Origin of the sequence: Terriglobus roseus (genome assembly GCF_900102185.1) — a bacterium.
Lineage (GTDB): Bacteria > Acidobacteriota > Terriglobia > Terriglobales > Acidobacteriaceae > Terriglobus > Terriglobus roseus_A.
Genome location: NZ_LT629690.1, coordinates 3,713,852 through 3,740,766 on the forward strand (window position 1 = coordinate 3,713,852; position 26,915 = coordinate 3,740,766).

At 54.5% G+C, this 26,915-nt stretch carries 27 protein-coding genes and 1 tRNA gene; 12 read left to right on the forward strand and 16 right to left on the reverse strand.

Annotation, left to right across the window (positions count from 1 at the left end; translation table 11 throughout):
- Position 1 precedes the first annotated feature (1 nt).
- Positions 2 to 1,147, forward strand: a complete 1,146-nt coding sequence (locus tag BLT38_RS15615) for a putative nucleotide-diphospho-sugar transferase (protein ID WP_083346014.1) — start codon at positions 2 to 4, stop codon at positions 1,145 to 1,147.
- On the opposite strand, the gene BLT38_RS15620 is transcribed toward BLT38_RS15615, so the two are convergent.
- Positions 1,144 to 1,395 carry a GlsB/YeaQ/YmgE family stress response membrane protein gene (locus tag BLT38_RS15620; RefSeq protein WP_083346015.1) on the reverse strand — a complete coding sequence of 84 codons (252 nt, stop codon included), beginning with the start codon at positions 1,393 to 1,395 and terminating at the stop codon, positions 1,144 to 1,146. The two genes, BLT38_RS15615 and BLT38_RS15620, sit on opposite strands and share 4 nt — an antisense overlap.
- A 76-nt stretch (positions 1,396 to 1,471) precedes the next feature.
- Positions 1,472 to 2,323 (reverse strand): glutaminyl-peptide cyclotransferase, encoded by an 852-nt coding sequence (locus BLT38_RS15625; protein WP_083346016.1) that lies wholly within the window; start codon positions 2,321 to 2,323, stop codon positions 1,472 to 1,474.
- A 48-nt stretch (positions 2,324 to 2,371) separates the two neighbouring features.
- Here BLT38_RS15625 and BLT38_RS15630 point away from each other — a divergent pair, with 48 nt between their 5' ends.
- Positions 2,372 to 2,920, forward strand: coding sequence for a gluconokinase (locus BLT38_RS15630; protein WP_231966550.1), 549 nt, complete (start codon positions 2,372 to 2,374; stop codon positions 2,918 to 2,920).
- Between the two features lie 15 nt (positions 2,921 to 2,935).
- On the opposite strand, the gene BLT38_RS15635 is transcribed toward BLT38_RS15630, so the two are convergent.
- Positions 2,936 to 3,223 carry a zinc-ribbon domain-containing protein gene (locus BLT38_RS15635; protein ID WP_083346018.1) on the reverse strand — a complete coding sequence of 96 codons (288 nt, stop codon included), beginning with the start codon at positions 3,221 to 3,223 and terminating at the stop codon, positions 2,936 to 2,938.
- A 21-nt stretch (positions 3,224 to 3,244) separates the two neighbouring features.
- On the opposite strand from BLT38_RS15635, the gene BLT38_RS15640 reads away from it, so the two are divergent.
- Positions 3,245 to 4,438 (forward strand): NAD(P)/FAD-dependent oxidoreductase, encoded by a 1,194-nt coding sequence (locus BLT38_RS15640; protein WP_083346019.1) that lies wholly within the window; start codon positions 3,245 to 3,247, stop codon positions 4,436 to 4,438.
- On the opposite strand, the gene BLT38_RS15645 is transcribed toward BLT38_RS15640, so the two are convergent.
- From BLT38_RS15645 to BLT38_RS15655, 3 genes are all read right to left on the reverse strand, one after another.
- Complete coding sequence (locus tag BLT38_RS15645) at positions 4,439 to 5,143, reverse strand: hypothetical protein (RefSeq protein WP_083346020.1); 705 nt, start codon at positions 5,141 to 5,143, stop codon at positions 4,439 to 4,441.
- Positions 5,144 to 5,414: 271 nt separating this feature from the next.
- A complete protein-coding gene (locus tag BLT38_RS15650; protein ID WP_083346021.1) occupies positions 5,415 to 6,827 on the reverse strand; it encodes a nucleotide sugar dehydrogenase in 1,413 nt (470 codons plus the stop codon).
- 153 nt (positions 6,828 to 6,980) lie between these two features.
- Positions 6,981 to 7,934, reverse strand: coding sequence for an SDR family oxidoreductase (locus BLT38_RS15655; RefSeq protein WP_083346022.1), 954 nt, complete (start codon positions 7,932 to 7,934; stop codon positions 6,981 to 6,983).
- 107 nt (positions 7,935 to 8,041) lie between these two features.
- Here BLT38_RS15655 and BLT38_RS15660 point away from each other — a divergent pair, with 107 nt between their 5' ends.
- The 3 genes from BLT38_RS15660 to BLT38_RS15670 all read left to right on the forward strand — a co-directional run bounded on the left by BLT38_RS15660 (position 8,042) and on the right by BLT38_RS15670 (position 9,104).
- Complete coding sequence (locus BLT38_RS15660) at positions 8,042 to 8,503, forward strand: SRPBCC family protein (RefSeq protein WP_083346023.1); 462 nt, start codon at positions 8,042 to 8,044, stop codon at positions 8,501 to 8,503.
- The gene (locus BLT38_RS15665) at positions 8,496 to 8,840 is read left to right on the forward strand and encodes an ArsR/SmtB family transcription factor (protein ID WP_172838302.1); all 345 of its coding nucleotides are present in this window, start codon (positions 8,496 to 8,498) and stop codon (positions 8,838 to 8,840) included. Before BLT38_RS15660 ends, BLT38_RS15665 begins: the two co-directional genes overlap by 8 nt.
- Before the next feature lie 171 nt (positions 8,841 to 9,011).
- A tRNA-Ser gene (locus tag BLT38_RS15670) sits at positions 9,012 to 9,104 on the forward strand.
- A gap of 71 nt (positions 9,105 to 9,175) precedes the next feature.
- Here BLT38_RS15670 and BLT38_RS15675 read toward each other — a convergent pair.
- From BLT38_RS15675 to BLT38_RS15685, 3 genes are read right to left on the reverse strand one after another with little or no spacing between them, the layout of a single operon-like run.
- Positions 9,176 to 10,615 (reverse strand): ATP-binding protein, encoded by a 1,440-nt coding sequence (locus BLT38_RS15675; RefSeq protein WP_231966551.1) that lies wholly within the window; start codon positions 10,613 to 10,615, stop codon positions 9,176 to 9,178.
- Between the two features lie 7 nt (positions 10,616 to 10,622).
- Positions 10,623 to 11,300, reverse strand: a complete 678-nt coding sequence (locus BLT38_RS15680; RefSeq protein ID WP_083346025.1) for a response regulator transcription factor — start codon at positions 11,298 to 11,300, stop codon at positions 10,623 to 10,625.
- Between the two features lie 27 nt (positions 11,301 to 11,327).
- On the reverse strand, positions 11,328 to 11,795 hold the full coding sequence (locus BLT38_RS15685) for a hypothetical protein (RefSeq protein WP_083346026.1): 468 nt from the start codon (positions 11,793 to 11,795) through the stop codon (positions 11,328 to 11,330).
- Between the two features lie 342 nt (positions 11,796 to 12,137).
- Here BLT38_RS15685 and BLT38_RS15690 point away from each other — a divergent pair, with 342 nt between their 5' ends.
- From BLT38_RS15690 to BLT38_RS15700, 3 genes are read left to right on the forward strand one after another with little or no spacing between them, the layout of a single operon-like run.
- A complete protein-coding gene (locus BLT38_RS15690; protein WP_083346027.1) occupies positions 12,138 to 13,199 on the forward strand; it encodes a type III polyketide synthase in 1,062 nt (353 codons plus the stop codon).
- Positions 13,189 to 13,899, forward strand: coding sequence for a methyltransferase domain-containing protein (locus BLT38_RS15695; protein WP_083346028.1), 711 nt, complete (start codon positions 13,189 to 13,191; stop codon positions 13,897 to 13,899). The genes BLT38_RS15690 and BLT38_RS15695 overlap by 11 nt, the downstream gene beginning before the upstream one ends.
- Positions 13,878 to 14,570, forward strand: a complete 693-nt coding sequence (locus tag BLT38_RS15700; protein WP_231966553.1) for a DUF2306 domain-containing protein — start codon at positions 13,878 to 13,880, stop codon at positions 14,568 to 14,570. The genes BLT38_RS15695 and BLT38_RS15700 overlap by 22 nt, the downstream gene beginning before the upstream one ends.
- A 25-nt stretch (positions 14,571 to 14,595) precedes the next feature.
- Here BLT38_RS15700 and BLT38_RS15705 read toward each other — a convergent pair whose 3' ends face one another.
- On the reverse strand, positions 14,596 to 15,378 hold the full coding sequence (locus tag BLT38_RS15705) for a hypothetical protein (RefSeq protein ID WP_083346029.1): 783 nt from the start codon (positions 15,376 to 15,378) through the stop codon (positions 14,596 to 14,598).
- Between the two features lie 114 nt (positions 15,379 to 15,492).
- Here BLT38_RS15705 and BLT38_RS15710 point away from each other — a divergent pair, with 114 nt between their 5' ends.
- Together BLT38_RS15710 and BLT38_RS15715 are read left to right on the forward strand one after the other, a co-directional pair.
- A complete protein-coding gene (locus BLT38_RS15710) occupies positions 15,493 to 16,635 on the forward strand; it encodes an NAD(P)/FAD-dependent oxidoreductase (RefSeq protein WP_083346030.1) in 1,143 nt (380 codons plus the stop codon).
- Between the two features lie 35 nt (positions 16,636 to 16,670).
- A complete protein-coding gene (locus tag BLT38_RS15715; protein ID WP_083346031.1) occupies positions 16,671 to 17,246 on the forward strand; it encodes a YceI family protein in 576 nt (191 codons plus the stop codon).
- A 273-nt stretch (positions 17,247 to 17,519) separates the two neighbouring features.
- Here BLT38_RS15715 and BLT38_RS21200 read toward each other — a convergent pair whose 3' ends face one another.
- Genes BLT38_RS21200 through BLT38_RS15735 form a run of 5 tightly spaced genes read right to left on the reverse strand, consistent with a single transcriptional unit; the run spans position 17,520 to position 23,540 of the window.
- Complete coding sequence (locus BLT38_RS21200) at positions 17,520 to 17,975, reverse strand: hypothetical protein (RefSeq protein WP_419865718.1); 456 nt, start codon at positions 17,973 to 17,975, stop codon at positions 17,520 to 17,522.
- On the reverse strand, positions 17,972 to 19,051 hold the full coding sequence (locus BLT38_RS15720) for a glycosyltransferase (protein WP_083346032.1): 1,080 nt from the start codon (positions 19,049 to 19,051) through the stop codon (positions 17,972 to 17,974). Before BLT38_RS15720 ends, BLT38_RS21200 begins: the two co-directional genes overlap by 4 nt.
- A complete protein-coding gene (locus BLT38_RS15725; protein ID WP_083346033.1) occupies positions 19,048 to 20,553 on the reverse strand; it encodes a phytoene desaturase family protein in 1,506 nt (501 codons plus the stop codon). Before BLT38_RS15725 ends, BLT38_RS15720 begins: the two co-directional genes overlap by 4 nt.
- A complete protein-coding gene (locus BLT38_RS15730; RefSeq protein ID WP_083346034.1) occupies positions 20,550 to 22,004 on the reverse strand; it encodes an aldehyde dehydrogenase family protein in 1,455 nt (484 codons plus the stop codon). The genes BLT38_RS15725 and BLT38_RS15730 overlap by 4 nt, the downstream gene beginning before the upstream one ends.
- A 3-nt stretch (positions 22,005 to 22,007) precedes the next feature.
- On the reverse strand, positions 22,008 to 23,540 hold the full coding sequence (locus tag BLT38_RS15735; protein ID WP_083346035.1) for a phytoene desaturase family protein: 1,533 nt from the start codon (positions 23,538 to 23,540) through the stop codon (positions 22,008 to 22,010).
- A 580-nt stretch (positions 23,541 to 24,120) separates the two neighbouring features.
- Here BLT38_RS15735 and BLT38_RS15740 point away from each other — a divergent pair.
- On the forward strand, positions 24,121 to 24,516 hold the full coding sequence (locus BLT38_RS15740) for a response regulator (RefSeq protein WP_083346036.1): 396 nt from the start codon (positions 24,121 to 24,123) through the stop codon (positions 24,514 to 24,516).
- Positions 24,517 to 24,561: 45 nt separating this feature from the next.
- On the opposite strand, the gene BLT38_RS15745 is transcribed toward BLT38_RS15740, so the two are convergent.
- Positions 24,562 to 26,349, reverse strand: a complete 1,788-nt coding sequence (locus BLT38_RS15745; RefSeq protein WP_083346037.1) for a sensor histidine kinase — start codon at positions 26,347 to 26,349, stop codon at positions 24,562 to 24,564.
- Positions 26,350 to 26,915: the final 566 nt, after the last annotated feature.

Consider the following 26,915-nt stretch of genomic DNA (forward strand, 5'->3'; position numbering starts at 1 on the left):
CATGCGCCTGGGCGTGGCACTCAGCAAGGCGTTGGCACGCATGCACCTGTGGTATCCCGCCGCTGTTGTGCTGGCGCAAACACAGCTGCGCGATCTCGACTCCCACTCAATCAGACGCCTTTCGTATGTACTGATGCTGTCGCACCGCATGAAGCCCGGCAGCGTGCATGCACTTTTTCGCCGCATCGTAGAGGACAACCGAGAGCGTTCGCCCGAACTCACGCTGGGGCTCGCAGAGATGGCGACACGCATCGAAGAACCAACGCTCGCTGACGATTTCCTCGACGACGCAGAAAAGAATGCAACGGCATCAGGGGATGCCTTTGTAGCCGACGCAGCACACAGGCTACGCAAGCTGTCCGTTGCGCTACAAGACGGCTCACTACAAACTCACATTCGCGACGAAGCAAACACGATTACTGCCAGCAGCGATGGCTCGCCCACTGTCCTTGTACCGCTCAGCGGCGGTTATCTTTCTCTGTTTGATCTCTGGATACAGCAGGTGCGAAAGCACATTGGTTCGCGCATTGTGGTGCTGGCCATGGATGATGTCGCGCTGCAAGTAACGAAGACGTACGACAACATTCACATCGTAGATTGCCGCAGCTTCTTCGCATGGAATGAAGGCAAGCTGCATCCGAAGACGCGCGGCGTCTTGTGGCTGGTGCGGACGCTATACCTGCGCGCACTCGTTGCAGCCGGCCACTCTGTCATGGTGCTGGATCTGGACGCCATCCCCGTGGGCGATGTGCTTCCACTGCTTGCATCGCTTCCGGATGCAGACGTCATCGCGCAACTGGATCACAGCATCCCCATGGACGTGGACCGTGCACTGGGCTTCGTCCTGTGCTGCGGCTTCATGCTGTGGCGTCCCACAGTTGCCGCGCAAGCGCTGTTGGATCGCTTTGCAGCAGCAGCGCAAGTAGAACGCGACGATCAGCTTGCGCTGAACCATCTACTGGTTGCGGACGGCATCGTGGAAAAAACAAACGGAGCTAACGCCATGCGTTTCGGCTCCGCCGGCGTTCAGTTTGCCTGCCCTGATCCATCGCTGGTGTCACGCACGCTCCATACCGGCAGCGTGGTGCGGCACTTCCATCAGCAAGGCCAGACCATAGACGAGCTGCGTAAGGCCTTGGGCGTTTAAGCGTTTCGCCCCACGATCAACCGGTAAATACCAAGCAAAATCATAGCGCCGATGATGGACATGATCCACCCTGCGGACTGCCCCGGTTGATAGAGGTGCAACAACTGGCCCAAATACGTTCCTACGAACGCGCCTGCAATACCTAGAAGAATCGTAATGATGAATCCGCCCGGATCTTTACCCGGCATTAAAAACTTCGCTAACGCGCCCACAATTAGGCCGATGATCAGCGTTCCAATCAGGTGCATACGTATCTCTCCTTGCAAAGCCATCTACAGCAGGTAGAAATCGTTTTACGCCAGAACAATGGACAAGGTACAGCGATTACTTCTTCGCACCGACCTTGATTTCGAAGATCGTAGGCCACTGCTTGCCCGTAATGAAGATGCGGCCCTTCGCCTCGTCATACGCAATGCCGTTCAACACACTCTCATCGTCCCGCTTTTCCGCTGCAGGCAGAATGCCGGTCACGTCCACCCACGAAATCACCTTGCCGTCCTTCGGCGAAATACGCGCGATGCGCTCCAGGTGCCACACATTGGCCCAGATTTCGCCGTTGATGAACTCCAACTCATTCAACTGATCGACAGGCTTATCGCCGTCCTTCACGTCGATATGGCCAATCTCCTCGAAGGTCTCTGGATTGCGAAAACGCAGCGTTGCCGAACCGTCGCTGGTAATCAGGCGTTTGTTATCACGCGTCATGCCCCAACCTTCGCCGGTATAGGTGAACGTGTGCAGCGGCTTCAGCGTGGCGCGATCCATCACCACACCAATGTGTGTCTGCCAAGTCCACTGCAGAATATTCGGGCCCCAATCCACAATGCCTTCGCCGAAGAAGTTGTTGGTCATCTTGCGTTCCTGCAACACCTTCGCTGTGGCCGGATCAAGCACCTGGATGCCGCTGCGGCCTTCCATGCCGGTCCCTTCGTAAAATTTGCCGTCCTTGTACAGGAAGCCTTCCGTATAGCTATCTGTGGAATGCGGATACTTTGCCACCACGCTGTAGCCATACACCGGCGCGACCGTGGCCGGAGCAGCAGGCGCCGCAGCAGCGGCCTTCGCAACAGTCTTCGGAGCATCAGTCGGGGCGACAGACGGCGCAGAGGCTTTACACCCGGACGCGGACACAAGCAGGAAGGCGGCGGCGGGCAGAAGGGCGGAAAACGGACGCATGATCACGACAACAGTTTAGAGCCACCCGGGGTGGATGCAATCCCATAGATGCCGCACAATAGAAAGCAGAGAGGTCTTACCACAGTGATCCTGATCCTGATGGGTGTAAGTGGCACCGGCAAAACCACACTGGGCACCATGCTTTCGAAGGAGACGGGATGGCCGTTCCTGGACGGCGACGATTTTCACCCCGCCGCAAATAAGGCCAAAATGGCCGCCGGACATCCGCTGGACGACAACGACCGAGCCCCTTGGCTGGCCATTCTGCACGGCAAGATTGAAGAATACGCCCAGCGCGGCGAAGGCATGATCATGGCTTGCTCTGCCCTGAAGGCCTCATACCGCGATGTGCTGCGTGGCGATCTTTCGCAGGACACGGTGCGTTTTGCCGTTCTCACAGCGCCAAAGGAAACCATCGCAGACCACCTGCACCATCGCGCGCACGAGTTCATGAACCCGAACCTGCTCACCAGCCAGCTCGCCACACTGGAGGATCCTTCCGAAGACGAGGCATGGCACATCTCCGTGGCAGGAACCACGCAACAGTCGCTGGATCAACTAAACGCGAAGCTGCGCGAAGTCGGAGCGCTCGCATAAATCCGCAAGCTGCTCTTATCCAAACAGCGTAGGCTCTTCCGCCGGAACCGGCAGGCCGGGCTTGCCGCCATCGCACACCGGGCATTTGCGCTGATGCACGCGGATGCCCGCCTCGCCATACTCATGCCCGCAGCCTTTGCAGCGCAGAACATAAACACTTTGGCCGGGAAGGTCATTCACCGCGCGAGCTGCCTTACGCACAACGGTCTGCCCGTGGTGGTTGGTGGTGCCAGGCTCAACGGTGGCTGCACGCGGAGCAGAACGCGCTGCACGTGCCGGGGGAATATAACGGCGTAACTGCATTCCCAATAGGATAAAGATCAGATGTCCACAACGCCTATTTACGACTGTATTGTGCTCGGCGCAGGAGCCGCAGGAATGTTCTGCGCCGCACAAGCAGGTGCCCGCGGCTTACGTGTGTTGCTGCTGGAAGCGGGCGAACGCGCAGGACGAAAGATCCTGATCAGCGGTGGCGGCCGCTGCAATTTCACCAACATCCATGCAGGCCCGGCGAACTACCTCAGCGAAAATCCTCACTTCGCCAAGAGCGCCCTCGCGCGTTACACACCACGAGATTTCATCACGCTGGTAGAGAAATATCGCATTCCCTATCACGAGAAAACGCTGGGCCAACTCTTCTGCGATGGCAGCGCCCAGCAGATCGTTTCGCTACTGGAAACAGAGTGCCGCAATAGCAATGTCGAGACGAAATTGCGAACAGCAGTAGAGCGCATGGAACAAACAGACACTGGGTTTCGCGTACATACCTCCGCGGGCGAATTCACAGCACGCAATGTAGTCGTGGCAACTGGTGGACTGTCGATCCCTAAGCTCGGAGCAACTGGCGTCGGCTACGACATTGCACGCAGCTTCGGCCTGCGCATTGTGGAACCGCGTGCTGCGCTTGTCCCTTTCACGTTGAGCGACACAGAACGCGAACTCTGGTGCGATCTCTCTGGATTGTCGGCGGAAGCAATTGCAACCACCGCGCCACAAAAGAAGGGTCCGACACCAAAATTCCGCGAAAAGATACTCATTACGCATCGCGGATGGAGCGGTCCTGCCGTATTGCAGATTTCGTCCTACTGGCGTCAAGGCGAAGTTGTGCTTTTCGATCTGGCGCCAACTGCGAATGTCTTCACGCCTATGCTCGCAGCCAATCATCGCCGAGACGATGCCACAGCGTTTGCACTGTTGCGCGCGCATCTTCCGCAACGCATGGCCGAACGATGGCTTTATGAAAACGCTCCACCGGATTGGAAGAATACTTCCATCACAAAACTGGAAGAGCGGCTACACGCATGGCCCGTAACGCCAGCAGGAACGGAAGGCTTTGCCAAAGCGGAAGTCACTGCAGGCGGCGTCAGCACTACCGAGTTGGACAGCACCACGATGCAGGCAAAGAAAGTACCCGGACTCGCCTTCATCGGTGAAGTCGTCGATGTCACAGGCTGGCTGGGTGGTTACAACTTCCAATGGGCATGGGCCAGCGCTCATGCTGCTGCAATGGCTCTGTAGCTACTGCACCTTCAATGTAAGTGGCACAGCATGCGTTACACCTGCGGCCGTTGCGGAAACCGTGATGGTATAGCTTCCCGAGGGCGTGGCGCCGCTGCCGCCAGAGCCGCCTGAGGAACCATCAGCAGCCGTCTTCTTGCCAGAACCGCAACCTTGCGCGCTCGCAAGAACAGCAATCGCAACCAATGCAAGCGCAACACCACGCATCGCTCGTCGACGCATCATCCACAACGGAAGAGGGAGTAGCAAAAACAGTAGCGGCTTGCCTGTGATGTCGTTTGCAGTTGTGCCAGTCAGTAGCGTCACTGTCACTGTGCCAGTAGCGGAAAGATCGCGGTACTGCGGCGTAATCGTGCAGAGCGTGTTGTTGCTTGCATCATTCGGATCAAGCGCCAGCGACGTAACGCGTCCCGTAACCAATCCATAACTCAGCGACTGCACCTGAACCGGACCAACCGCAGTCCAAGGAGTCGCCAACGACGTTGCCTGCGCCTGAACCAGGCCAGCCTGTTGCACCTTCGCCGACACCAACGCGGCTGCAGGCGAATCTCCCTTCGCCGTCTGATGCGACCGCGCGAAAGCCTTCGCTCTGCGAGCAGCCGCGACTGGCTCCTCCACCGCCGTTCGTGCACGCATGGCCTGCGGCGATTCCACTTGCTGCGCCCGTAGCGCGTTTCCAGATGAGACAACGAGCAGCACCGCCACAGGAAGGCTCCCCGCGACAGACCATCGCTGCGAACATCTGAAATGGGCTGTTACATCTCCCCAAAACGACAACGTACTGAATCCCCTTCAAACAGGAACCTGGTGACACGCAAACGCGCACAAGTGCGCGTTGCACGGCGTATGCCGCAACCCAGGAATACCTGTGAGAGAACTCTCAGTTTTGAGAACCACTGAAAGCAGAAACGAGGCAGAATTCCGCCTCGTCTACAGCTCTAATGGCCGATGGTCTACCTCGCTTGGGCGCTGATTATTAGCAGCGAACAATCTTTGGTGACTGAATATGACGTGTGGCGTTTCTCGAATCTACCACCAGCTTCGCTTCCGCAACAATCGTTTCCATCTCGTATGCGGAGTGGTCCGTAGCAATCAAAACGCAGTCAAATTCGCTAACCCGCTCTAATGGTGTGGATTCCATGTTCAGAGCGTATTTACGACCGTGTCCCACTTTGGGAAAGAAGGGATCGTTGTAGCTGACATCGCATCCCAGCCCTTGCAATTGTTCGATGATGGCCAGCGACGGAGACTCACGCAGATCGTCTACATCTGCCTTGTACGCCACACCCAGCACCAGCACCTTCGCACCCTTGGTGGCCACACCCTGTGCATTCAAAGCTCGAGCAACCTGCCGCATCACGAAGACCGGCATGTCCTCATTCACCTCACCTGCAAGCTGGATGAAGCGCGTCGTGAAGCCATACTCTTTGGCCTTCCACGTCAGATAAAACGGATCGACCGGAATGCAGTGGCCGCCGATGCCTGGTCCGGGATAAAACGCCTGGAAACCGAATGGCTTGGTCGCAGCCGCATCAACCACTTCCCAAATATCCACGCCCATCTTCATGCAGAGCTGCTTCAGCTCGTTCACCAAAGCAATGTTCACGCTGCGGTAGATGTTCTCCAGCAGCTTCGTCATCTCAGCAGTCGCGGGCGATGACACTGGTACCGTCTTTGTAAAGATCGAACCATATAAAGCACACGCAGCTTCCGTGGCTGGCTTATCCATACCGCCGACGACTTTAGGAATCTCGCGGCGCGGCGTGATCATGTTGCCCGGGTCTTCACGCTCCGGCGAAAACGCCACCAGGATGCCATCAATCTGTTCCGTTTCTTCCGGGGGAGCAATCTGTACGTTCACGCCTCGCTTCGCACCGGCTTCAGTAAGAATGCGCACCACAATCTCTTCCGTCGTGCCGGGATACGTCGTGCTCTCCAGAACAATCAACTGTCCAGCACGCACATAAGGCGCAATCGCATGCACCGTCGTTTCCACATAGCTCAGGTCCGGTGCATGATGCTCTGTCAGCGGCGTGGGCACGCAGATCAGCACGGCATCCATCTCTGCAATGTCTTTGAAGTCCGTCGTCGCGCGAAAGCCCTTGGCCTGCGCCGCAGCAATATGTTCCGGCTCAATCCGCCATATATAGCTGGCGCCGTTGTTCAGCGTGTCGACCTTCTTCTCATCGACATCGAAGCCGGTGACGCGAAAACCTTCGCTTGAGAACAGCAGCGTGAGCGGCAATCCCACATAACCCAACCCGATAATGCCAACGCGAGCCTCGCGGCTTTGAACCCGTGCTTTCCACTCAGTGAGCGTGGTCACTGAGGGAACAGTCCCGCTGTTTGCAAGTGCCTGTTCGCTGTCTTCGATATTGCCTGTCGCCATACTGCCCCCGGAACGCACGGTTTCCGCGGGCGAACCTCGCGTTGGGTGAAACCGTCATCAATGCTTTCCCCAATTTGACGCCCGGGCAGGCCTCAGGTTCCGCGTCAGCAGCGCCAAATACCGCCAACGCATTCAACAAATTGAAACAAAGGGCTAAGGCCTCTTGGGAAGCTGCTCGCAGTACCACTCAACCGTTTTCTGCAGGCCCTCTTCGAAGCTGACGTGAGGCTTGTAACCAAACGCTTCCCGAGCCGCTTCAATGCTCGCCAGTGAATCCTTTACATCGCCGCGACGCTCGGGCCCATGAACAGGTTCCACCTTCGATTGCAGAAGCTCAGCGATCACGCGGTACGTCTCGTTCAACGTATGCCGCTCACCGCAGGCAACATTGAAAATCTTTCCAGCAACGTTCTCCGCGGGTGCCTCGCTTGCCAACAGGTTCGCCTGAACTGCATTCGCGACATAAGTAAAGTCGCGGCCCTGCTCGCCGTCACCAAAAATCGTTGGCTGTTCCCCCTGCAACAGTTGCAGGATGAACTTCGCCATCACACCGGAATACTCTGAGTTCGGAACCTGCCGCGGTCCAAAGATGTTGAAGTAGCGCAGGCAGACCGTCTCCAGTCCATATACCTGCCAGTAGCTCTTCATGTAGAACTCGCCCGCCACCTTCTGCACCGGGTAGGGCGCAATGGGCATGGGAATCATCGTCTCCACACGCGGAAACCCTGGCTGGTTGCCATATGCAGAACTGGACGCCGCATACACAACGCGCTTCACGCCTGCCGCACGCGCAGCCTCAAGCACCTCAAACGTTCCTTCAATATTCGCGACATGCGAACTGCGAGGATCCTTTACGCTGCGCGGCACGCTGGGAAGCGCGGCGAGATGAAAGATCACATCGACACCGTCGGCAGCCTTTGCCAACGCATCACGATCTGTCAGCGATGCTTCCGTGAACTCAATACGGTCGCGTACACCCGCAAGGTTTTCCGCAAGCCCAGTCGCAAAGTTATCCAACCCGCGCACGCGTTCACCGCGCGCCAATAGCGCATCCACCAGGTGCGAACCAATAAATCCGGCGGCGCCTGTCACCAGAACCGTTCTCATAGCAATCCAGTATGCCAGCAGGACATGACAAAATGAGACATGCAACTTTCTGGTTGCGTAATCTCATCGACGGTGCGATAGTTATATGCAACCGGGAGGTTGCGTATATGCAGGACTGTATCGACAAGGAAATCTTCATTGAAGCGCCCGTTTCACGCGTATGGAACGCTGTCACCAGCGCGGACGAATTCAGCGCATGGTTTGGTGTGAAGCTGGAATCAGAGTTCGCCGAGGGCGCCGCGATGGAGGGCATGATCACCAACCCGAAGTACAGCCACATCCGCCTGAAGCTGACCGTCGAAACCATCGAGCCGGAAACGCGCTTCGCCTATCGCTGGCTCCCCTACGCTCTCGATCCGGACGTGGACTATTCCGCAGAAACACCCACAACCGTTACCTTTCACTTCACTCCCGCCAATGGCGGCACACATCTGCGCGTAACGGAATGCGGCTTCGACAAGGTGCCGGAGTGGCGCCGCGAGCTAGCCTTCAAGATGAACAGCAACGGATGGGAGCAGCAGGTGGCACGTATCCAGCGCTACGTTCTCACCGGATCGCCCGATGCGTAAACCAGCAGCAGCTGAACATCTGCGTCAGCAATGTGTCCCCATCTTCGCCGCATTGGGCGACGCCACACGGCTGTCATTAATGTCAAAGCTGGGCGAAGAGGGCGAGCAGTCCATCCAATCGCTGACCCAATCCACCAGCGTGACGCGACAGGCAGTAACCAAACACCTGCATGTACTGCAACGCGCGGGTCTGGTCCGCTGCCGGGAACAAGGCCGTGAAAGACACTACGGCCTCGCCCCCAACTCGCTGGACAGCGTCCGCGATTACCTGGAAGTCATCGCCCAACACTGGGACGAAACCCTGCTGCGCCTCAAAGCGCACGCAGAACGCAAATAAGTGATACAAAAACGTGCAAAAAGTGCCTTTTTCGTGACCGAAAAATGCGCTCATTTGTCACAAAACACAGCAAAACAGCAAAAATTCAGATTCTGACAAAGGCACGCTATAATCAAACCTGTCTCGCCGTTCCGCGCTGTTTACGCGCGTTTTGAGCGCGCAAGGCTCCGCGGAGAGTTGGCCGAGTGGCTGAAGGCGGCGGTTTGCTAAACCGTTATAGGGTCAAAAGCTCTATCGGGGGTTCGAATCCCCCACTCTCCGCCAGTCAGTCTCAGTTTGTTTTCGCTTTCGCGACAAGATCGCGATTTCCGCCCAAAGGTTTTTCTACGCTATTTTCAAGCGGTGGAGACTAAGTGAACGGTATCGCCTTGTTTTGATGTCTCCGACGAAGGAAGCGATATGGTCAGACGTGTTCCACCTGCGCGGCGGTTTTCAGCGTGAAGGGTTCCTCCGTGGGCGCGGGTTACAGCTGCTACAAACGCGAGTCCAAGCCCGTGTCCATGTGACTCACGCCCCTTGATTCTTCTTTCGCAGAGATGATTGGTGATCTCAGGATCAAATCCGGGGCCGTCATCTTCTATGACAAGTATTGCCATACCGTCTTCCCGGCTGAGTGAAAGTTCCACTGTGCTTGAGGAGGGGAGATGTTTCAGTTCGTTATCGAGTAGGTTGGCGATGACTCGATGAAATAGAGCCTGATCGACCATTACCTTGATTGGACCTGCACTTCTGACGTGTATAGCGAGCCCTCTGTCGGCCATCGAGGGTTCATACAGATCGATCATGGTTCGTACTAATTGGTCGAGGTCCAACTCCGTTCGAGAGAGACGGAGCGCGTCAGCCTGAGCCTCGGCTACATCGAGTGACGTATTCAAAAATTCAGTTAAACGATCGAGATCTTCGATTGCAGTGACAATGGATTCGGTATGTTCGTTTTTCGAGTCGCTCGATAACGAAGTTTCTAACTTACTTCGAATCGCAGTCAGAGGACTTCGAATATCGTGCGACAAAGAATCTGTAATGGCGTGTAGTTGCTGGACGGTATTCTGGATCCTATCCAGCATGTAATTCAATGTCCGAGCAAGCTGGGCAATCTCGTCGTTCCCCTTAGTGTCAGGGACCCTGCTACTTAAATCGGACTGTCCAATGAGAGATGCTGCTTCGGTGATTTGGCTGACGCGGCCCAGCATCTTCCTCGTGGCGTAAAACACTATGAGGAAGCCTAAAAGAATGGTGACCGCACACAGAACCAGGAAGCGAATGCGAAGCTTTCTTAAAACGTGAAGTTCGTCACGTTCTGACAATCCAAGGTAGATGCTGGTTCCGTCGTCGATTCGTACCGAAGCTACTCGAAACGGAACATTCACGCCCTGAATGTTCACATCAAAGGGAACATCCTGCAGCACACGAACTGAACGGATCGCTGCGAGGGTTGCAATTCCATCTCCCGTACCAACCCAAAGCTTCGGAGGTCCAGCCTCACTGGCTTGAAGAAAGAACACGGCATCGTTTTCGCTGCCCTTGGTTTGCTGCTTATCGGGCACTTCGCGGCTCGCGAGTTCTGCTACTTCTCCGACGACTTTCTGGTAAAGGCGATCTTTAGGAGTTCGCTCAGCAACATCACTCAGTACCTCAACCTCGCCTGAAAGCCACGCGTCAGTTCGTCGCTGGATGTCTTCCGCTACAAAGCGATGCAGCATGGCGAACACCAGTGCAGTCCCTAAGGCAAATGCCAGACTTGACCAAAGAGAAACGCGCCATGCGGCGCTCTGCATGATTGGGTTAGCCGCCCTTGAGGACATAGCCAACCCCACGCAGTGTCTTGATCAGTGGCTCTCGCCCTTCGGTGTCAATTTTTCCGCGAAGGCGATAGATATGGACGTCTACTACGTTGGTGTCCGGTTGAATGCGCATTCCCCAGACTTCAGTCAGCAACATGGAGCGTGTGACAACTCTCCCAGCATGGCGGCAGAGGTACTCCAGCAAGACAAACTCTTGCGGACTTAGGTTGAGAACCTCATCGCCTCGGATCGCTCGCCGCCGAAGGATATCGAGTTCAAGATCGCGGATACGAATACGTGTGGGGTCGTCGGCCGGAGGTGCATTCCGTTTGAGCAGGTTCCGTAATCTGGCGAGTAATTCTGCAACAGCGAATGGTTTCGTTAGGTAGTCATCGCCGCCGAGTTCCAGCCCTTTCACTCGGTCGTCCACGGACCTCCGTGCCGAGAGAATCAATACCGGGCTACTGACTCCTAATTTTCGCAACTGGAGAATAAGGTCAATCCCATCCTGATCAGGTAAACCAAGATCGATGATGAGTCCGTGATACACGTGTTTCGACGCAAGATGAGTTGCGGCTGCCGCAGTTCCTGCCGTGTGCACCTCATACCCAGCGCTTCGCAATGAGTGCTCGACAACATTCTGAATATCGAGTTCGTCCTCAACAAGCAGGATCCGCATGAAGCCTCGTCCTATCGCGTATGACGATCAAAGCAGGAGAAGCGCCAGTGGACACACAATCCCTGCAAGCAACACTCCTGCAACTACCAGCTTACGACGCGCATACTTCCAAGCCAACACGATGCCTGTACACGTCGAAAGTGTCAATGACAAGGCTGTTGCGGCGAAGAAGATCTTCGTCGGGAGAGGGTTAGGCGGTGGTGGAGATGAAGGCGATGGAGATGGCTTCGGCGCCTCTGGTTTTGGAGAATCGGCCTTTGGAGCTGCAGGGGGTACAGCCTCTCGTTTCGGCATATACAGCGTGCCTTTTTTATGTAGTTGCGAGAGGTGTACCAGAATCGCAGGAGGCACATACGAGCTTCCACGGGTGGTTTCGTGAAAGCTGAACATCTGCAATCCGCCCGTGATGGCAAAGAAGAGGATGGTTGGAGCGAAGAACACGCCAAGGTAGTTATGCGTCAACCGTATTGCTTTGAGAGTGTTCGCAGATATCATTCCCCAGCCGCTTTCATCCAAGACTTAAAGTTCAGACCGAGGCAGTGTCAGATCCATAACCGGTCCATACATCTGCATCTTCCTGATTTCTCTGTACCGTAGCACGTCATCGTTGCGATCCAGTCGAGAGCATTTGCGATATGGCCTCGCATGAACGAATCGTCATCGTTTGCGTTCTGTGCGAGTGCTATCAAAGGAACGGAAGCCGCGTCTCAACGAACAGCTATTGGTTTCGGTATGAGAAATCGAAAGGCGGCTCATCCGATGGCCGCAGTAAGAGGCACAGCCCTCTTCTAAGAGAAACGAACCTTTAACCATTCTCAGACTGAGGTCGATTGTTTCATGACTACGGCTTATCTCAATCGCATCGCAACAGCGGTCCCGGAACATGATGTGCACGCGGACTTCGCTGTCTTTGCAGAACAGATGCTTAGCGATCCACGAGTTCGATCCGTCTTTCGGCGTATGACGAGTCGCGCGGACATTGCACATCGTTACTCCTTTCTTGATCCGCGGATAGATCCGGGTAAGTTTTCATCGCATGATGCGCGGAAGTTTTACCGGCTAGGTAACTTTCCCAATACTTCGCAGCGGATGGAGCTCTTTGAGCAGACAGCGCCAGTCTTGATGCGCCAAACGATCGACCGGCTCGCACTCACAGAGGAGGAGCGCCTGGGCATCAGCCACGTCGTGGTGACTTGCTGCACAGGGCTCTATGCACCGGGCCTCGACTTCGAAATTCTCCAGCATCTCAACCTTTCAACTCACGTCGAACGTACGATGGTTGGCTTTATGGGTTGCTATGCCGCCATCAATGGGCTGAAGCTGGCGCGACACATAGTCCGCTCAGACCCGAACGCGAATGTGTTGATGCTGAACCTTGAGCTGTGTACGCTGCATTTCCAGGAGACGCAAGACCTGGAACAGGTTCTGTCATTTCTGGTATTTGCAGATGGGGCCGCAGCCAGCCTTATTTCTGCGCGACAGTCAGGCATTGCGATCGACAGCTTCAAAGCCGTGATGGTTCCCGATACGCAAGACCTGATTACCTGGAAGATTCGTGGTCAGGGCTTTGACATGCTTCTTTCTGGAAAGGTTCCAGCGGCATTGGGGCACGCGCTCGGTGGAACTGAACTCATGGAGGAACGTGATGCCATCGATTTATGGGCAGTGCATCCCGGCGGACGAACGGTTCTTGACGCAGTTGAAAAAGGGCTGGAACTTCCTCCAGAAGTACTGACTGCCTCGCGTGAAATTCTTTCCGAGTTCGGTAATATGTCGTCGGCAACGGTAATGTTTGTGTTGCAGCGACTGATGGAACAGGCGCAACCGGGGCAGCGTGGCTGCGCCATGGCGTTTGGTCCAGGACTCACTGCGGAGACGATGCGTTTTCATGCGGTCTAGCCCATCCCTCGATCTGAGTAAACGAGTCTCTCCGCGTGAACTGCCGGAGTTAATGGATGGCGACTGCACGTATGAAGAGTTTCGCGACTGTCTGCGTAGTCTGCAGAAGATCAATCGCTGGCTGCTTGGCTATAGGCCCACATTGCGTTGGTTGGAGCACATGCCTCGCCAGAGTAATGCGGTCCATATTCTCGATGTGGGAAGCGGCGGTGGCGATCTTCTAAGAACAATCGTTCATTGGGCTGATAGGCGACAGATCAAAGTCGATTTGACCGGAATTGATCTGAATCCATATGCTGCCCGCGCAGCATCCGAGTTCACCGCCGCGCGGTACAACATCAGATGGGTTACGGGAGATGCGATGGCCTACCAGCCTGCGAATCCCGTGGACATTGCGGTCAGTTCACTGATGGCACATCATCTGGAAGATGACGAGATCGTTGCGCTTTTGCAATGGCTCGATAGGAATGTCCGTGCCGGTTGGTTCATCAATGATCTAGAACGAAGTGAACGGAGTCTTCGCATGTTTGGGCTGGTGCCCTGGCATCCAATTGTCCGGCACGACGGTCCTGTTTCATTTCGACGAGCATTCTTGCGTGATGACTGGTTGCGTCTGCTCGATGCGGCAGAGATTCCTCTCGACTCGGTCACGATTGAAAACTGGCGGCCAGGGCGGCTATGCGTTGGACGGTGGAAGTGATGGAGATCGCCAATGCGCGCGCTCATGCTTCGGAACGAGGTAGGGGAGCATCTGGACCTATTCATCCTCGCTTCAAGATCACCCTATGGACGACTCTAGGCCTCGTCGTTCTATTTGTCTTCATTACCTCCGAACTCCTCCTGATCACTGACTACCCGATGTATCACGCCTATCGTTTGCAGGTGATTGCGGATCGTCACTTGCTTATTCCGCACACGATTGCTGGCACTCTTGCATTGCTCGTTGGTCCAGTTAACTTCTCGTCGCGGATACGCAGGTGGCAGCCCAAGGTTCATCGCGCCTTGGGTTACATCTATGTGGTCTCAGTCTTTGTTGGTTCTTTTACGGGCATTACTCTCGCTGTGGGGCGTCCGGGCTTACCGGGAACGTCGATGCAATCTGCCGCTTGGATGGTCTGCACCCTTGTCGCACTCATCACGGCACGAAACCATCAATTCACAAAGCACCGCCAATGGATGGCGCGCTCATATGCGGTGACCTTTACCTTCGTCTCAAGCCGTGTGTTGAATCTGTGGCCACGCTATTGGAGCCATCTTGGCGATGTGCTCTCCGCTGTGGGAGTCATTGCGTTTACGCTAGCGTCTCTATTGATCGTAGATCTGGCACTGGATTGGCACGAACTCACCAGTCAGCGCAATCCATCGCGCTAAGCGTCATCGAATGTAGTTAGCAGGACTACTCATGACTGAAGTTACTTCCCACCAGGTCTGAGCTGATGACAGGCCCATAACCGCCCAGTTGCCCAATCACAACAGCAACCGCAGGATCATCACCTTCCAGTACCCAGACTCTTACATCTTTTGGCTGAAGACCGATTAACCGCGCAAAGATGCTGACAAAACCGTTCAGCACTGGGTGAACACGAAACACTGTCGCCTGGAACGTCTGGCCCTCCAGTTGAACTATCTGGTCACTCTCGGGCGAGATTAGAAGCTGAACCAGCCGCCCCCCGCCAAACGGTGCAAGCATGCTCACGCGGAAGGGCGCAGTGTTGTGCGGTACGTTCAAGAGAAGCGTTCCAACGATGCCATTCGCCAGATCGTCCGGGAGATTCATGTGTTTGCTTTCGGCATGTGTGGTGCCGTTCGTGTCTGTCGTGCGGTTGGTTACAGTACCTGTCGCAGCTTCCACTGCAAAGTCGAAAGGCTTCGTAAAGTAAGGCCCCTTCTCTACATGGTGGTATCGGACCAGTCGAAATCTATTCCGTTGCGTATAGGTGGTCATCTCATCATCGACTGATCCATCAACAAAGCGATAGATCAGGTGAATTGTGACTTCATCGCCAGCCGTCGTCTGCGTGAACTCCCCACCGGCGACGGTCTTGCCATCTTGGGTCCGAGCCACCATCAGGCGATGCAGTGGACGCTGAATATGTCTCACTGGAATTGTTTCAGCGGATGCGGCGAGAAGCATGGCAACGGTAGAAAGAATCGCGACTGCAACGATACTCCGGCTCATGCAAGACCTCGCCTTGCCACATTAGACGTTGTGATTGTGGCCCTTCAGCGTGCAGAAAATGACGATTTGTACAGAATCGTTTGCCAGTAGGCCGTTTGCTCGTCTACTAAGAGCATGCTCCAAAACTCGCGGAATGACGTTCTGATCATTGGTGGAGGTGTTGCAGGTAGCGCTGCTGCGATTGCGCTTGCACGCCAAGGACGAGGAGTCACGTTAATGGAACGTGACTCCGAGCCCCGCCATAAGGTCTGTGGCGAGTTCCTGAGCGGGGAAGCACTTGAAGATTTGGATGCACTCGACATTGACGTTGCATCGCTCGGAGCTGTTCCAATCAACTATGTTCGTCTTGCTGCAGCCAGGAACGCAGCTCAAGCGCCATTACCATTTCCCGCAGCTTCGCTCACACGCAAAGCGCTCGACACGGCACTACTTGCGGCGGCGGTGAAGGCGGGCGTACGAGTTGAAACCGGCCGCGCAGTGCAGTCGCTTTTACGTACAGACGCGAACTGTTGGAGGGCAACGCTTGAAGGAGGAGCGACGCATGAAGCATCGACTGCATTTCTAGCAACGGGGAAGCACGATCTCCGCGGTCATGGCCGCCCGAAAAATCCTCAACAGTGGGTTGCCTTCAAGATGTATTACAAGCTTTCGCGGGATCAGACAGCAGACCTTGGAGATGCCTCTGAGCTGACTCTCTACGCCGGAGGGTACGGTGGTATTCAACCTGTCGAAAATGGCGTTACGAACTTTTGTTGCGTAGTGCAGCAACGCTATCTTGTCGAGGCAGGTCTGCGATGGGAGCTCCTCATCCAACGAATGCAGCAGGACTGTCCTCACCTGGCGAAGCGGTTGACTGGTGCTGTCCCACTGCTTGACAAACCAATCGCGATCACACACATCCCCTATGGATACATGCGGCACACGACAGAAGATGGCCTGTACTGCATCGGCGATCAGGCAGCTGTGATCCCTTCGTTTACTGGTGACGGAATCTCGATCGCGCTGCATACGGCGCGTAGCGCCACTTCTGCTTACCTCGCGGGAGAACCTGCAGCCGCATTTCAAAAGAATCTTCGCGCTGCGATGAAGTCACAAATGCGACTTGCCGAGCTGGCTGCAGATGGCTTGAATAACGCGTTGGCTCGTGCCGTGCTGCCGTTTGTCCTTAGAGTGTGGCCTGGAGCCATGCGCGTGACAGCGAGCCTTACACGAGTTACTCAGCCTGCGCACGTTGTGCCTCAGGTGTTGGCGGGCTAGATAGGCCCAGAGAAGTCTGTTCGATGAGGGATCGCATGAAATTGCTCACGGCTCTCGCGCTCACGCTATTACTCGTCCCTTGGGCCGTGGCGCAGCACAATACCTTTACTCTAGATTCCGATTCCAGCTCCGTCAGGATGACTCTCAATACGACACGTGAGGTCGTCAATGGGACCTTTCGCGTTCAAGCTTGTTCCATCGAGTTTGAACCGAACAGTTCTGCAATGTCCGGAGCTGTGACCGTACTTGCGGGCAGCGGAAAGACCGGGAACGACACTCGGGACAAGAAGATGACGAAGAGCATTTTGCAGGCCGGCCAATATACGACCGTTTCTTTTGCTCCTAAGGCCTACTCAGGAACGATTCCGCAATACGCATCCTCGACGATTGAGGTGACTGGCACCTTCACCTTGCTCGATAAACCGCATGACATGACGATTCCGATGCAGATCGTTGTGGACCGATCCAAGGCAACAGCGAAAGCTCATTTCGTTGTGCCATATGTTCAGTGGGGTCTCAAAAATCCCAGCTTCTTGTTTTGGAAAGCTGAGAACGATGTCGTCATTGATCTCAGTCTGGTCGGTCAAATCTCCTATGCCACAACTCATTGAGACTGCTGAGAAATAAGGCCTTCTGGTCGGACTGAGTCAGCGTTTTTCTCTCTAGAACGTCACTGTCGTCGGAACCAAGCTTGTCCTGAAACGGAATATATGGCCAGCATTACTGCCTTGAGACTCTTCTCGCCCGGACGACGCATCACGACTATCCTTTCGGTGCTGGCTATCTCCACCTGATAACACTGCGTAAACGGGATTTTATGCCGCTGTCCTCGGCCGGGTTCGTTCAAATCGATCCGAGAACTTCACGTCTAATTAGCTGAGACTTCACTGACAGGCGTGTCGAGATTGGACAAGATTGCGGTTGTACCGCTGTGCAGCAATGCAAGGGGCATTTGTACAGATCGCATAAAGAGTCATGAGCAATGCGGCCCATGTTGGATTCCAAAACCAACACGGTATCGCAAAGGCCACTTGCATCCAATGTGCCACTTCAGCGCGGCGCAGTTCCGATAGAAATCGTGATACATCCGATCGGCTGTATGGATTGACCGTCTTCCTGGTACCACCAACCAGAAACGCAGCGTCGGGCAGCCTCTTCTTCCAGCTAGGAACACCAAATAATCGATATAGAGAAAGCGATCGCTCCCATTTACGAGCGCGTGTAATCCAACCGTCCGACGAGAATTTGCTCGTAGGGATACGGACCAATACTGCACTGACCGAAAGCTGGACAATCGGCCAGTAGACAACATCTACCAGCGCAACATAGAAGCTTCTCATACGCTGCGTCCGCGCCAGCTCGTGTGCTTTCCGAAAGCGCGTCGCATCGCGGATCGTGTAAAGACAACGAAGAAGAAGATCAACGGCAACGGGAACAACAGACAGGTTGCGATACGGAAGCTGCCAATCTTTCGAGCGAAGAAGAAAACCTGTATAGCCGCCAATAGGTAGAGCGTGGCCACCATCCATCGTTCTTGCATTGGCCCAACGAACAAAAGAACCGCGATAGAGGCCAATGCAGAGAGCCAAAGGATCGTGACCGCTAGGACGCGGATATCTGTGGAACGGGCTCCATCCGCAAAGGCCTTCGTCCATCCATCACACAATTGTTCAAAGCCGTCAGGAAACATGCGCATGTGCAGATCATTCTTTCCGCCGAGGCAGTAGGGCTTCCCTTGGGCCGCTTCCAGATTCCGCGCCAAATGGACATTCTCCAGAACAGAATTGCCAACAGCAGCGTAACCGCCAATCCCTGAGTAGAGCTCACGGGATAAGAGCAGCGATTGACCGAACAGTCTCGACGACTGAAAAACGCCAAAGCCTCCCGCGCCGAATGCCATCAGGAGATTGAAAAAGAGTGAAAACTCTTCATACGGTCGCACTGTTACAGCAAACGGCAAAACAGATAACGCCGTGTTGTGCGGTTGCTTCTTGTAGGTTTGCAGCATGGCGGAAAGGCCATCGGACTGAAAGAACGTGTCCGCATCGAGAAATAGAAGCAGTGGCGCACTTGCGGCTACCGCTCCACGCGCACAGGCCCATACCTTCCCGGTTACATCGTTCGGTGGATTCCCGGGTTGCAGAACACGCGCCCCATGCTGACCGGCAATCTCCGCCGTGCGGTCGATTGAGCCATCGTCGACGACGATGATCTCGGCAATCTCTGGAAGACGTGGAATGGAGCTAAGTAGCCGTGGGAGGTTCTGATCTTCATTCCTCGCAGGGATGATGATTGAAACGAGGTTCGGACTTAGCGCAGCTGATGCACTATCCATTTCCGAACATCGCGGAACGCGTGTCATCAACAGAAATCCAGTTGACAGTTGCGACACGCAGACCGCAAGCAGCAGTGTCATTTTTGAAGCTGCTCCAAAATCATCCGTGCTACATGTTGTCCGCTGAGAGAAACCATCGGCATTCCCCCGCCAGGATTCGTGCTGCCTCCGACAAAGAACAGGTTGTGATACTCCTTGCTACGCTTCGGAGCCTTGAAGGCAAAGTTCTTTCGACGATCGCACACAACGCCATAGATAGAGCCGCGATTGGAATAGTATTGGCGCTCGATATCGAAGGGTGTCCAAAAGTCCTCCACCACAATGTGCTTCCTCAGATCCGTGAGGCCCATGCGTTCCAGCTTTGTCAGACACAGTTCCTTCAAAGCAACGCAATCCTCATACGTATATGGAGCCTTGTTATTGATGTACGGGATGTGCGGCAGAATCTTGACGTTGTCGCAACCCGCAGGAGCCTGCGACGGATCGCTCCGTGTGGGGGCGACGAGATAAATCGTGGGATCATCCGGCAATTTCTTATCGTGAAAGACGCGATCAAAGTGTGATGACTGATCTCGCGAATAGAAGAAATTATGGTGCGTGAGCTGCGGATACACTCGGTCCAATCCAAGATGAAGCACGATTCCCGAACACGCTGGTTCGAACCTCTGCAAACGCTTCAATCGTGAGGACGTTTGTTTAAGAAGCCGTTCCGAAGCGGGGATCACTTCCATGTTGGAGATAACGAAATCCGCCGCTATGGTTTCTACTTCACCAGCGTAGTTCTTGATCTGAATGCCGGTGACCCGGTCATTGCTGTGGTCGATGCTTACAACTTCGGTATTGAGACGAACATCAACACCAAGCTCTTCTAGACGGCGACCGAAGGCGCGAGCCAATTCATACAAGCCGCCCTTTACATACCAGAGGCCGAATCCGAGTTGAATGTACGGCATGAGGTTCATGAAGCCAGGAGAATCATTGGCTGATGAACCAACGTATTTGATGAAGTAACCAAAGATATCGCGGAGATAACCGTTACGGACTCGTTTCGAAATTGCGCCGGACATGGAGTGTGTCCAGTCCATCTCACGCCCCCCATTCAATCCGTAAAAACGGATGAGTTGCCAGAAACCATCAAGTCCTTCGCGCAGGTAGCCGCGCTCTACAACCTCATACTGCTGGCGAGCGTACTCCACAAATCGCTCATAATCCTGAAAGGCAGAGTCACTATCCGAAAGCTTTTTCAACTCCTCGCGCATGTCTTCCGTCTTTTCCCATAGGTCAAGCACGGTGCCATCTTCAAAGAAGTTGCGCCATTGAGGATCCACGCGGCGCATGGGGACATAGTCTTCGAGCATGCGGCCATCGTCTTCAAAGAGAGGACGGAATACCTGAGGAAGCGTCAGTATCGATGGACCAAGATCAAATTTGAAGCCTTGGGTCTCCAGCAAATTCAGCTTGCCACCTAGCCGCTCGTTCTTCTCAAAGATAGTGACCTTAAGGCCCGCCTTCGCCAACTGAATCGCAGCAGACATACCGCCGATGCCGGCGCCGATGATCGCGACCTTCCCGGATGATGTCATCGCGACCTCACGATGTTGAGAACCGATCCCAGAAACCCGGAGAGTTTCGCAAACGTTTGAAAGCGAAATCGAATCAGCTTTCGCAAGAGATCGTATTCTTTCGCCGTGAACGGGAACCAGTTGCGCTCACGCGTAGCTTTCGAGCGGCCATACATTACAGTCTTTGTTCGGCTGAACGTCCTCAACCCGGCAGGACCGTGATATCGCCCATAGCCACTCGATTGGTTACCGCCGAACGATACTGCTGGATTCGCGATATTGCGAATCACATCATTAATCGCAATGTTGGCCGCATGCATCTGCGACGCCACACGGGTCGCTCGCGCGGGATCACTCGTCCAAACACTTGCACCGAGAGCAAAGATACTGTCATCCGCAAGGTGTATCGCGTCCTCCTCACTGTGGAACCGAGAGACACAAAGCACTGGGCCGAACGATTCTTCACTCAAGAGAGCCGCGTCGCGAGGCACTTCGATCAGTACGAGAGGTGTTTCCCCCGAAAGATCTGCGGGATCTGTTGCCACTTGCGCTCCCCGCTGCAACGCATCCGCTATCTGCACCTGCAATCGTTGTAAGAGTGATTTGGACGAAACAGGCGAAAGGTCATGAGGATCTTCATTTCCTGCGCTGATTGAAAGGCCCCATATCCGTTGTTTGAAACGGACCATAAAGTCTGTATAGATTGCTTCTTCAATAAACAGCCGTTTGATTCCTACGCACACCTGTCCAGAATTTAGAAAGGCTCCATAGACAACTCCCTCGATCGTGCGTTCCAGATTGCAGTCACTGAAGACGATTGCGGCATCCTTGCCTCCCAGTTCCATGAGAGTAGGAATCAAAAAACGCGCGGCGCGTTCCGCAACCCGCGCGCCATTCACACTGCTCCCGGTGAAGCAGATGAAGTCGGGCCGCGCATCGATATAGCTTTCTGCGGTTGCTGGAGAATCGCACACAATCTGAACGAGATTCGCAGGCAGCGCAGCCTCGATGACAATCTTTTTGAGAATCTCTGCAAGCTTGGGAGTCTGTTCCGACATCTTCAGTACAACCGCGTTCCCCGCATACATCGCTGTGATGGCAGGGATCATCGACAGTTGAAGCGGATAGTTTGCTGGACCGTAAATCAACACGACGCCATGTGGCTCGAACGTCTCGATAAAGTGAGACCCATGGAACAGCAGCCAATCACCGGCAACGCGCCGAGGCATGAGCACCTTGTGCGCGTGCCGATGGTAGTAGCGCATCTGCTCAAGCGTTACGAGGACGTCACCGCTAAGTGCGTCAAGAGAGGGCTTGCCGACGTCTTGCACGATGGCTGAGACAAGATCATCCTGCCTTGCGGCCAGCACAGAAGCCAAACGCGAGAGCACACGACGGCGGGCCATGGATGTTTGTTGCGACCACTGTCTACCAGCAGCGCGGCCTATCTCGATTATCTGATTAGTATCCATGGATCAGACAGATGCCAATGCCAAATCACGATAGGGCGTAGCTTCGCGGTACGCAACCCCGTAATGGTCACAGATCAGATTGGCGGCAATACGCGCTGATTCGAAGATGGTAGGTAGACCCGAACCAGGATGCGTTCCTCCACCCACTAGATAACAATGGTCAACCTCTTCGAACTTATTGTGCGGACGCAGATACAACATCTGAGCCCAGTTGTGTCCCATGTTGAACGTGGCACCCTGATACACCGACTGTTTGTGTTCCCAGTCAGATGGAGTGACCATCACTTCTTTTACGATGTGCTGCTGCAAGTCACCAAACGGCGTTCGTTCCGCAAGAAGCCGGAAGACACGTTCGCGGTACTTCCATTTCTCTTGCCCCCAGTCGATGCCGCTCATATTGTTTGGAACGGGCACAAGGATGTACAGCGAGGAGTGCCCCGCAGGGGCAGTCGATGGATCAGTGATTACCGAATTGCGGACATAGACCGAGATATCCTCCGACGCAACGTGGCGCTGGGAAATATCTTTGAGATTTTGCTTGTAATCCCGCGCGAAAACGATCGTGTGATGATCCGTATCGGGATAAGTCTTATCAACGCCGAGATACATCATGAACGTCGAACAGGACCACCTTTTCCGACTTAAAACATCGGGGGTATATTTCCGTATCGTTCCAGGCTCAAACAAATTACCCATGGCATACCCGAAATCAGCGTTGAGCACCACGTCATCATAAAGCCGCTTTTCACCGTCCACCAATTCAACGCCAACTGCGGTTCCCGCCTTCGTAAGTACACGGCGCACAGGAGTCGACGTATGGATTCGCGCACCATTCTCGTTCGCGACACGAGCAAGTGCATCACTGATGCGGCATAGGCCTCCCTGTACGTGATAAATGCCATGCGCATGCTCGGTGTACGGGATCATTGCAAACAGGCCAGGACAATCCCATGGCGACATACCGAGATATTTGGACTGGAAAGTGAAGGCGAGACGTAATTCTTCCGACTTGAAGTAGCTCCCAAGGACATCGAATAGAGAACGCCCCATAGCGATATGCGGCAACGCCGCAGTGAGCGTTCTGCTCACCATAGAAGAGAGAGTTCCGTAAGGCTTCTGCAGGCAGGGATACAGTTTTTCAAACCGCTCCCCTTCCCGTTTTAGAAATCGTTCTAGAGCAATACCCTCGCCCGGGAAAACACGGTCGATCTCCGCCTGCATCGCGGATGGCTCCGAGCGCGCTAATAAAGACTTGTCCTTGAAGGTCAGCCGATACATCGGATCAAGAAGCCTGCAATCCAAGTAGTCAGAGATCGAACGCCCCGTCTCCTCAAAGAGTTCATCGAGAAGGAACTTCATCATCAGGAACGTCGGCCCTAGATCAAAACGATATGACCCGAGCTTCAACTCGGCATTGCGACCACCGATGACATCCTGCTTCTCAAAGAGGTCAACCTGGAACCCTCGGCTGGAGAGCAGCATTGCCGCTGCGAGTCCACCGGGGCCTCCTCCTACTACTGCAATCTTTTTCGACATCGGCTGTGATCGCCTCGGATCTGGTTGAAGAAATTCCCTTCCGGCACAGACATTAGCACCTTGAAGGATCAGCAGACTGAGTAGGATGCATGACGGAGTGGATCGGTTCCGTCAGGGAGACTAAAAAATCAGAACGCTAATTGAGAGTTCCATGAGGCTTGCGATCTAACGGATCTCGGGATATTTCGATTGGTAATCGCAGGCCGTCTAGTAAGTTCCGAATGCGCGGGTCGGCCAAAAGAAAGCTGCCCACCGACTCGGGTCTACGTCACACATCCTCGAAAGCCCCCTTTGCCACCCGAGCAATAGTGTTCCTCTCCGCCCGACAACTTCGATTCCCCTTCAAGAAGGACTTATCGATTAGAAAGAAGTTAGGGGCGCCAACGAAGGTTTGGGCTTGAGTTCATCTAGACAGGTTTGTGAGCATGAATGCTAGCAAGACGACAACCTGAGGAATATTGTTTTCAGGGTGAGCCGGTCGTTCCTTTGCTGTCGCTTTGGCTAGAATTGTTAACGATGTCGCTCAAATCGTCCGAGGACTTTGGTCGATGTGCGGACTGCTTTTGCAAGAAGGATTGCAATGAATCGACAGCGGATTCTTATTGCAGAAGACTATGTTCGACTTGCGGAGGCTTTTCGAAAGCTGCTTGAACCGGAGTTCGAGGTGCTTGGTATCGTGTCTGACGGTCGCACCCTTTTGCGCGAGGCTATGCGATTACGGCCTAACCTCATCACGCTTGATCTTTCGATGCCGTCGTTCGACGTAAACGAAGCCAGGCGACAATTGACTGAGTTCGCACCGCATACGAAACTGCTTATCGTTACGATGAACGAGGACCCAGAGATCGCAGCGAGTGCCTTGAGCGGTTGGGCACATGGTTATGTGCTCAAGAAGTCGGCAAGTTCTGAGCTGGTACATGCTGTTCGGGAAGTGCTAGCGGGAAGACAGTATATGACTCCCAGACTTGTCCGCTGAGTTGAAAGACAGCCGATGAACGAAACCCCAAGGTGAGAAGCGTGATCATGCAGCGGAGTCGCGTTGTGTCTCTTCTGGATCGTGCCCCGCAACCGCGTCGCGCAAGGGTAGCGAAGCACTGATCGTGGTGCCGACCCCCAATTTAGAAGACACTGAAAAAGTGCCGGAGATCGCCTTCAGGCGCTCCTCCATCGTTACAAGCCCAAGACCTGCGGGAGATTTGGCTGCTTCGAACCCATGGCCAAAGTCTTTCACGATCATCGTGACTCGATCTCCTGCTCCGCTAACGCTTATTTCAACCCGGTCACTACCACTGTGGCGCACGATGTTGTTTAAAGCTTCCTGCGCTATGCGGTAGAGGCAGACCGAGACGTCCGATCGTAATTCCGGGGGGAGATCGGCACACTCCACCGCGATGTTCAGATTGTTTCGCTGAGCGATGCTTCTGCATAGATTCCGCAGGGCAACATCTAAGCCAAGATGCTGCACCTGCGAGGAATGCAGTTGGTGTGAGAGGTCGTGCACGTCCGTAACAAGTGCATCTACCTCGTGAAGGCATTCCTTCAGTTCTTGCGATTCGATTTCATTTCCAGATCGGATGACCATGGAATCAAGCTGTGCTGACAATAGCGAAAGCCGCTGGCCAATATCGTCATGCAGTTCGCTGGCAACGCGCTTACGCTCATCCTCGGTTGCATGAATCAACCGCATCGTCAGACCACGAATCGCCACATTGGCGCGTTGACGGGCTCGCACTTGGACAAGCAACACCATCAGCAACAGAGTCTGACCAATCACCACAGCAGCGGCGATCCAGAGGTAGCGCCGGTAGCGCTCCCATATGGTGAGCTCGCGAAACATGATCGTGGCGTTCGGTGGTACGTTACTCTCTGGAATCGACCATCGCTTCAGCTGCCGCCAGTCAACTATGACCTTATTGGTAGGTCCCTCCTCAACGGCCAAGGAAGTGGCAGCGGTGCCGCGAAGGATTTTCAGCCCGAGCTTAGCCGCTGCATGAGTCTGCGGCCCAAAATCGAATAGGCTGCCCCCTACAATTCCGCTACCGAGAGCGCCCTGCAGGGTCGCATACACCGGGGCATTCGACGCGGCGACAATCACGGGCGCAAGGTTTGCGGTGACGAATGTATTCCCCTCGTTGTCTTTGAAGAACGTCGTGTAGATCACAACGCTGTGTGGAGGCAGACCGGAGAGTTGATTCAAAAGTTGCGGTAGAGGAAGACCGTTTGTGTAAGTGAAGTCCAGTCGTCCCCCGTAAGGGCGGAACTCGTTCTGCGCAATACCCCGGCGCTCAATCTCCCAGGGAGCGCCACCTCCTATGTAGAAGACGTGCTGCACATCGGGTTGCAGTCGGAGTGCCAAGTCAATGGTGGGCGCGAAGCGAAAGAAGCCGTATACGCCAGTAGTGTCCGGTGGAAGCTGCGCCGGCCTACCATCGACGTCAGCAAACACTCTCGGAACAGACGGCCAGAGCTGTTCCCCGAATTGTGCAAGGAATTCGAGTGCAGGTGGCCCGACGGTCATGATGAGAGCGAAGTGTTGTCCGGCATATTTGCGGGCAAAGACATCGGCTATCGTCGCACCATCCTCGCCCAGGCGATTCTCATCAAGATACTCTTCAAATATTTGAACGGTAGGTTCTCGCCCCAGGACCTCTTGGATCGCTCGGGATGCCGCGGCGTTCGCAGGCGTATGTGAATTTTCCATGTGCAGGACAAGGACATTCTTCGAATGCTCACCGTGAGCCGCGGTGGCAACGAAGAACAAAATGGCGAACACGTAGGCGAAATATCGGCTAGTTGCCATGGATGACATGATTACACTCTCACGCCGAACGGCGTAGGTAACTGCGTCCTGTAGATACGATTAGAAATGCCACCCGGCGGCCCTCGCTCGGAATTTCCGGTCCACCGCTTCCCTGAGTTGGCCCCGTTCGTTCGACATGAGAGTTCGGAAACGCTTGATTCTCTGTTCAGTGCCTGGCAACATCTGGCGATTGGCCTAAAGTAGCGGTGATAGGACCACTCTCGCCGCTAAAACTGCGCATATACCCTGTAAAAATCCCTGATCAAACGTTCCAAACCAGAGAGAGGTTTGGCTGGGACTCCCCACCACCACTCAGTCTTGGTTTGTTTATCTTTCCGGAGAAAGTCGTGGATCTGGCCCGAAATGATGCTGAAGTTTTGACAAGTTTGGTTAACATCAAGCTGCCGATGAGACGGCTTCCGGTTCGATTCTCTACCCAGTAATTTCTCTCTTGTCCCTGCTTACAGCTTTCAAAGTTTGCGATAGATACCCCATCCCGACATACGCCAACGCAAGCAGGACTGGAAGGCCCGAGATTTTTTCTCCATCAGATTAGGTGAATCTGTAATACCAAA

What these genes read in the sequence shown, in the direction of transcription:
- BLT38_RS15615 (WP_083346014.1), top strand. Translation starts at nt 2, where the DNA reads ATGCGCCTGGGCGTGGCACTCAGCAAGGCGTTGGCACGCATGCACCTG.
- BLT38_RS15620 (WP_083346015.1), bottom strand. Translation starts at nt 1,395, where the DNA reads ATGCACCTGATTGGAACGCTGATCATCGGCCTAATTGTGGGCGCGTTA.
- BLT38_RS15625 (WP_083346016.1), bottom strand. Translation starts at nt 2,323, where the DNA reads ATGCGTCCGTTTTCCGCCCTTCTGCCCGCCGCCGCCTTCCTGCTTGTG.
- BLT38_RS15630 (WP_231966550.1), top strand. Translation starts at nt 2,372, where the DNA reads ATGCCGCACAATAGAAAGCAGAGAGGTCTTACCACAGTGATCCTGATC.
- BLT38_RS15635 (WP_083346018.1), bottom strand. Translation starts at nt 3,223, where the DNA reads ATGCAGTTACGCCGTTATATTCCCCCGGCACGTGCAGCGCGTTCTGCT.
- BLT38_RS15640 (WP_083346019.1), top strand. Translation starts at nt 3,245, where the DNA reads ATGTCCACAACGCCTATTTACGACTGTATTGTGCTCGGCGCAGGAGCC.
- BLT38_RS15650 (WP_083346021.1), bottom strand. Translation starts at nt 6,827, where the DNA reads ATGGCGACAGGCAATATCGAAGACAGCGAACAGGCACTTGCAAACAGC.
- BLT38_RS15655 (WP_083346022.1), bottom strand. Translation starts at nt 7,934, where the DNA reads ATGAGAACGGTTCTGGTGACAGGCGCCGCCGGATTTATTGGTTCGCAC.
- BLT38_RS15660 (WP_083346023.1), top strand. Translation starts at nt 8,042, where the DNA reads ATGCAGGACTGTATCGACAAGGAAATCTTCATTGAAGCGCCCGTTTCA.
- BLT38_RS15665 (WP_172838302.1), top strand. Translation starts at nt 8,496, where the DNA reads ATGCGTAAACCAGCAGCAGCTGAACATCTGCGTCAGCAATGTGTCCCC.
- BLT38_RS15675 (WP_231966551.1), bottom strand. Translation starts at nt 10,615, where the DNA reads ATGCAGAGCGCCGCATGGCGCGTTTCTCTTTGGTCAAGTCTGGCATTT.
- BLT38_RS15680 (WP_083346025.1), bottom strand. Translation starts at nt 11,300, where the DNA reads ATGCGGATCCTGCTTGTTGAGGACGAACTCGATATTCAGAATGTTGTC.
- BLT38_RS15685 (WP_083346026.1), bottom strand. Translation starts at nt 11,795, where the DNA reads ATGATATCTGCGAACACTCTCAAAGCAATACGGTTGACGCATAACTAC.
- BLT38_RS15690 (WP_083346027.1), top strand. Translation starts at nt 12,138, where the DNA reads ATGACTACGGCTTATCTCAATCGCATCGCAACAGCGGTCCCGGAACAT.
- BLT38_RS15695 (WP_083346028.1), top strand. Translation starts at nt 13,189, where the DNA reads ATGCGGTCTAGCCCATCCCTCGATCTGAGTAAACGAGTCTCTCCGCGT.
- BLT38_RS15700 (WP_231966553.1), top strand. Translation starts at nt 13,878, where the DNA reads ATGCGTTGGACGGTGGAAGTGATGGAGATCGCCAATGCGCGCGCTCAT.
- BLT38_RS15705 (WP_083346029.1), bottom strand. Translation starts at nt 15,378, where the DNA reads ATGAGCCGGAGTATCGTTGCAGTCGCGATTCTTTCTACCGTTGCCATG.
- BLT38_RS15710 (WP_083346030.1), top strand. Translation starts at nt 15,493, where the DNA reads ATGCTCCAAAACTCGCGGAATGACGTTCTGATCATTGGTGGAGGTGTT.
- BLT38_RS15715 (WP_083346031.1), top strand. Translation starts at nt 16,671, where the DNA reads ATGAAATTGCTCACGGCTCTCGCGCTCACGCTATTACTCGTCCCTTGG.
- BLT38_RS21200 (WP_419865718.1), bottom strand. Translation starts at nt 17,975, where the DNA reads ATGAGAAGCTTCTATGTTGCGCTGGTAGATGTTGTCTACTGGCCGATT.
- BLT38_RS15720 (WP_083346032.1), bottom strand. Translation starts at nt 19,051, where the DNA reads ATGACACTGCTGCTTGCGGTCTGCGTGTCGCAACTGTCAACTGGATTT.
- BLT38_RS15725 (WP_083346033.1), bottom strand. Translation starts at nt 20,553, where the DNA reads ATGACATCATCCGGGAAGGTCGCGATCATCGGCGCCGGCATCGGCGGT.
- BLT38_RS15730 (WP_083346034.1), bottom strand. Translation starts at nt 22,004, where the DNA reads ATGGATACTAATCAGATAATCGAGATAGGCCGCGCTGCTGGTAGACAG.
- BLT38_RS15735 (WP_083346035.1), bottom strand. Translation starts at nt 23,540, where the DNA reads ATGTCGAAAAAGATTGCAGTAGTAGGAGGAGGCCCCGGTGGACTCGCA.
- BLT38_RS15740 (WP_083346036.1), top strand. Translation starts at nt 24,121, where the DNA reads ATGAATCGACAGCGGATTCTTATTGCAGAAGACTATGTTCGACTTGCG.
- BLT38_RS15745 (WP_083346037.1), bottom strand. Translation starts at nt 26,349, where the DNA reads ATGTCATCCATGGCAACTAGCCGATATTTCGCCTACGTGTTCGCCATT.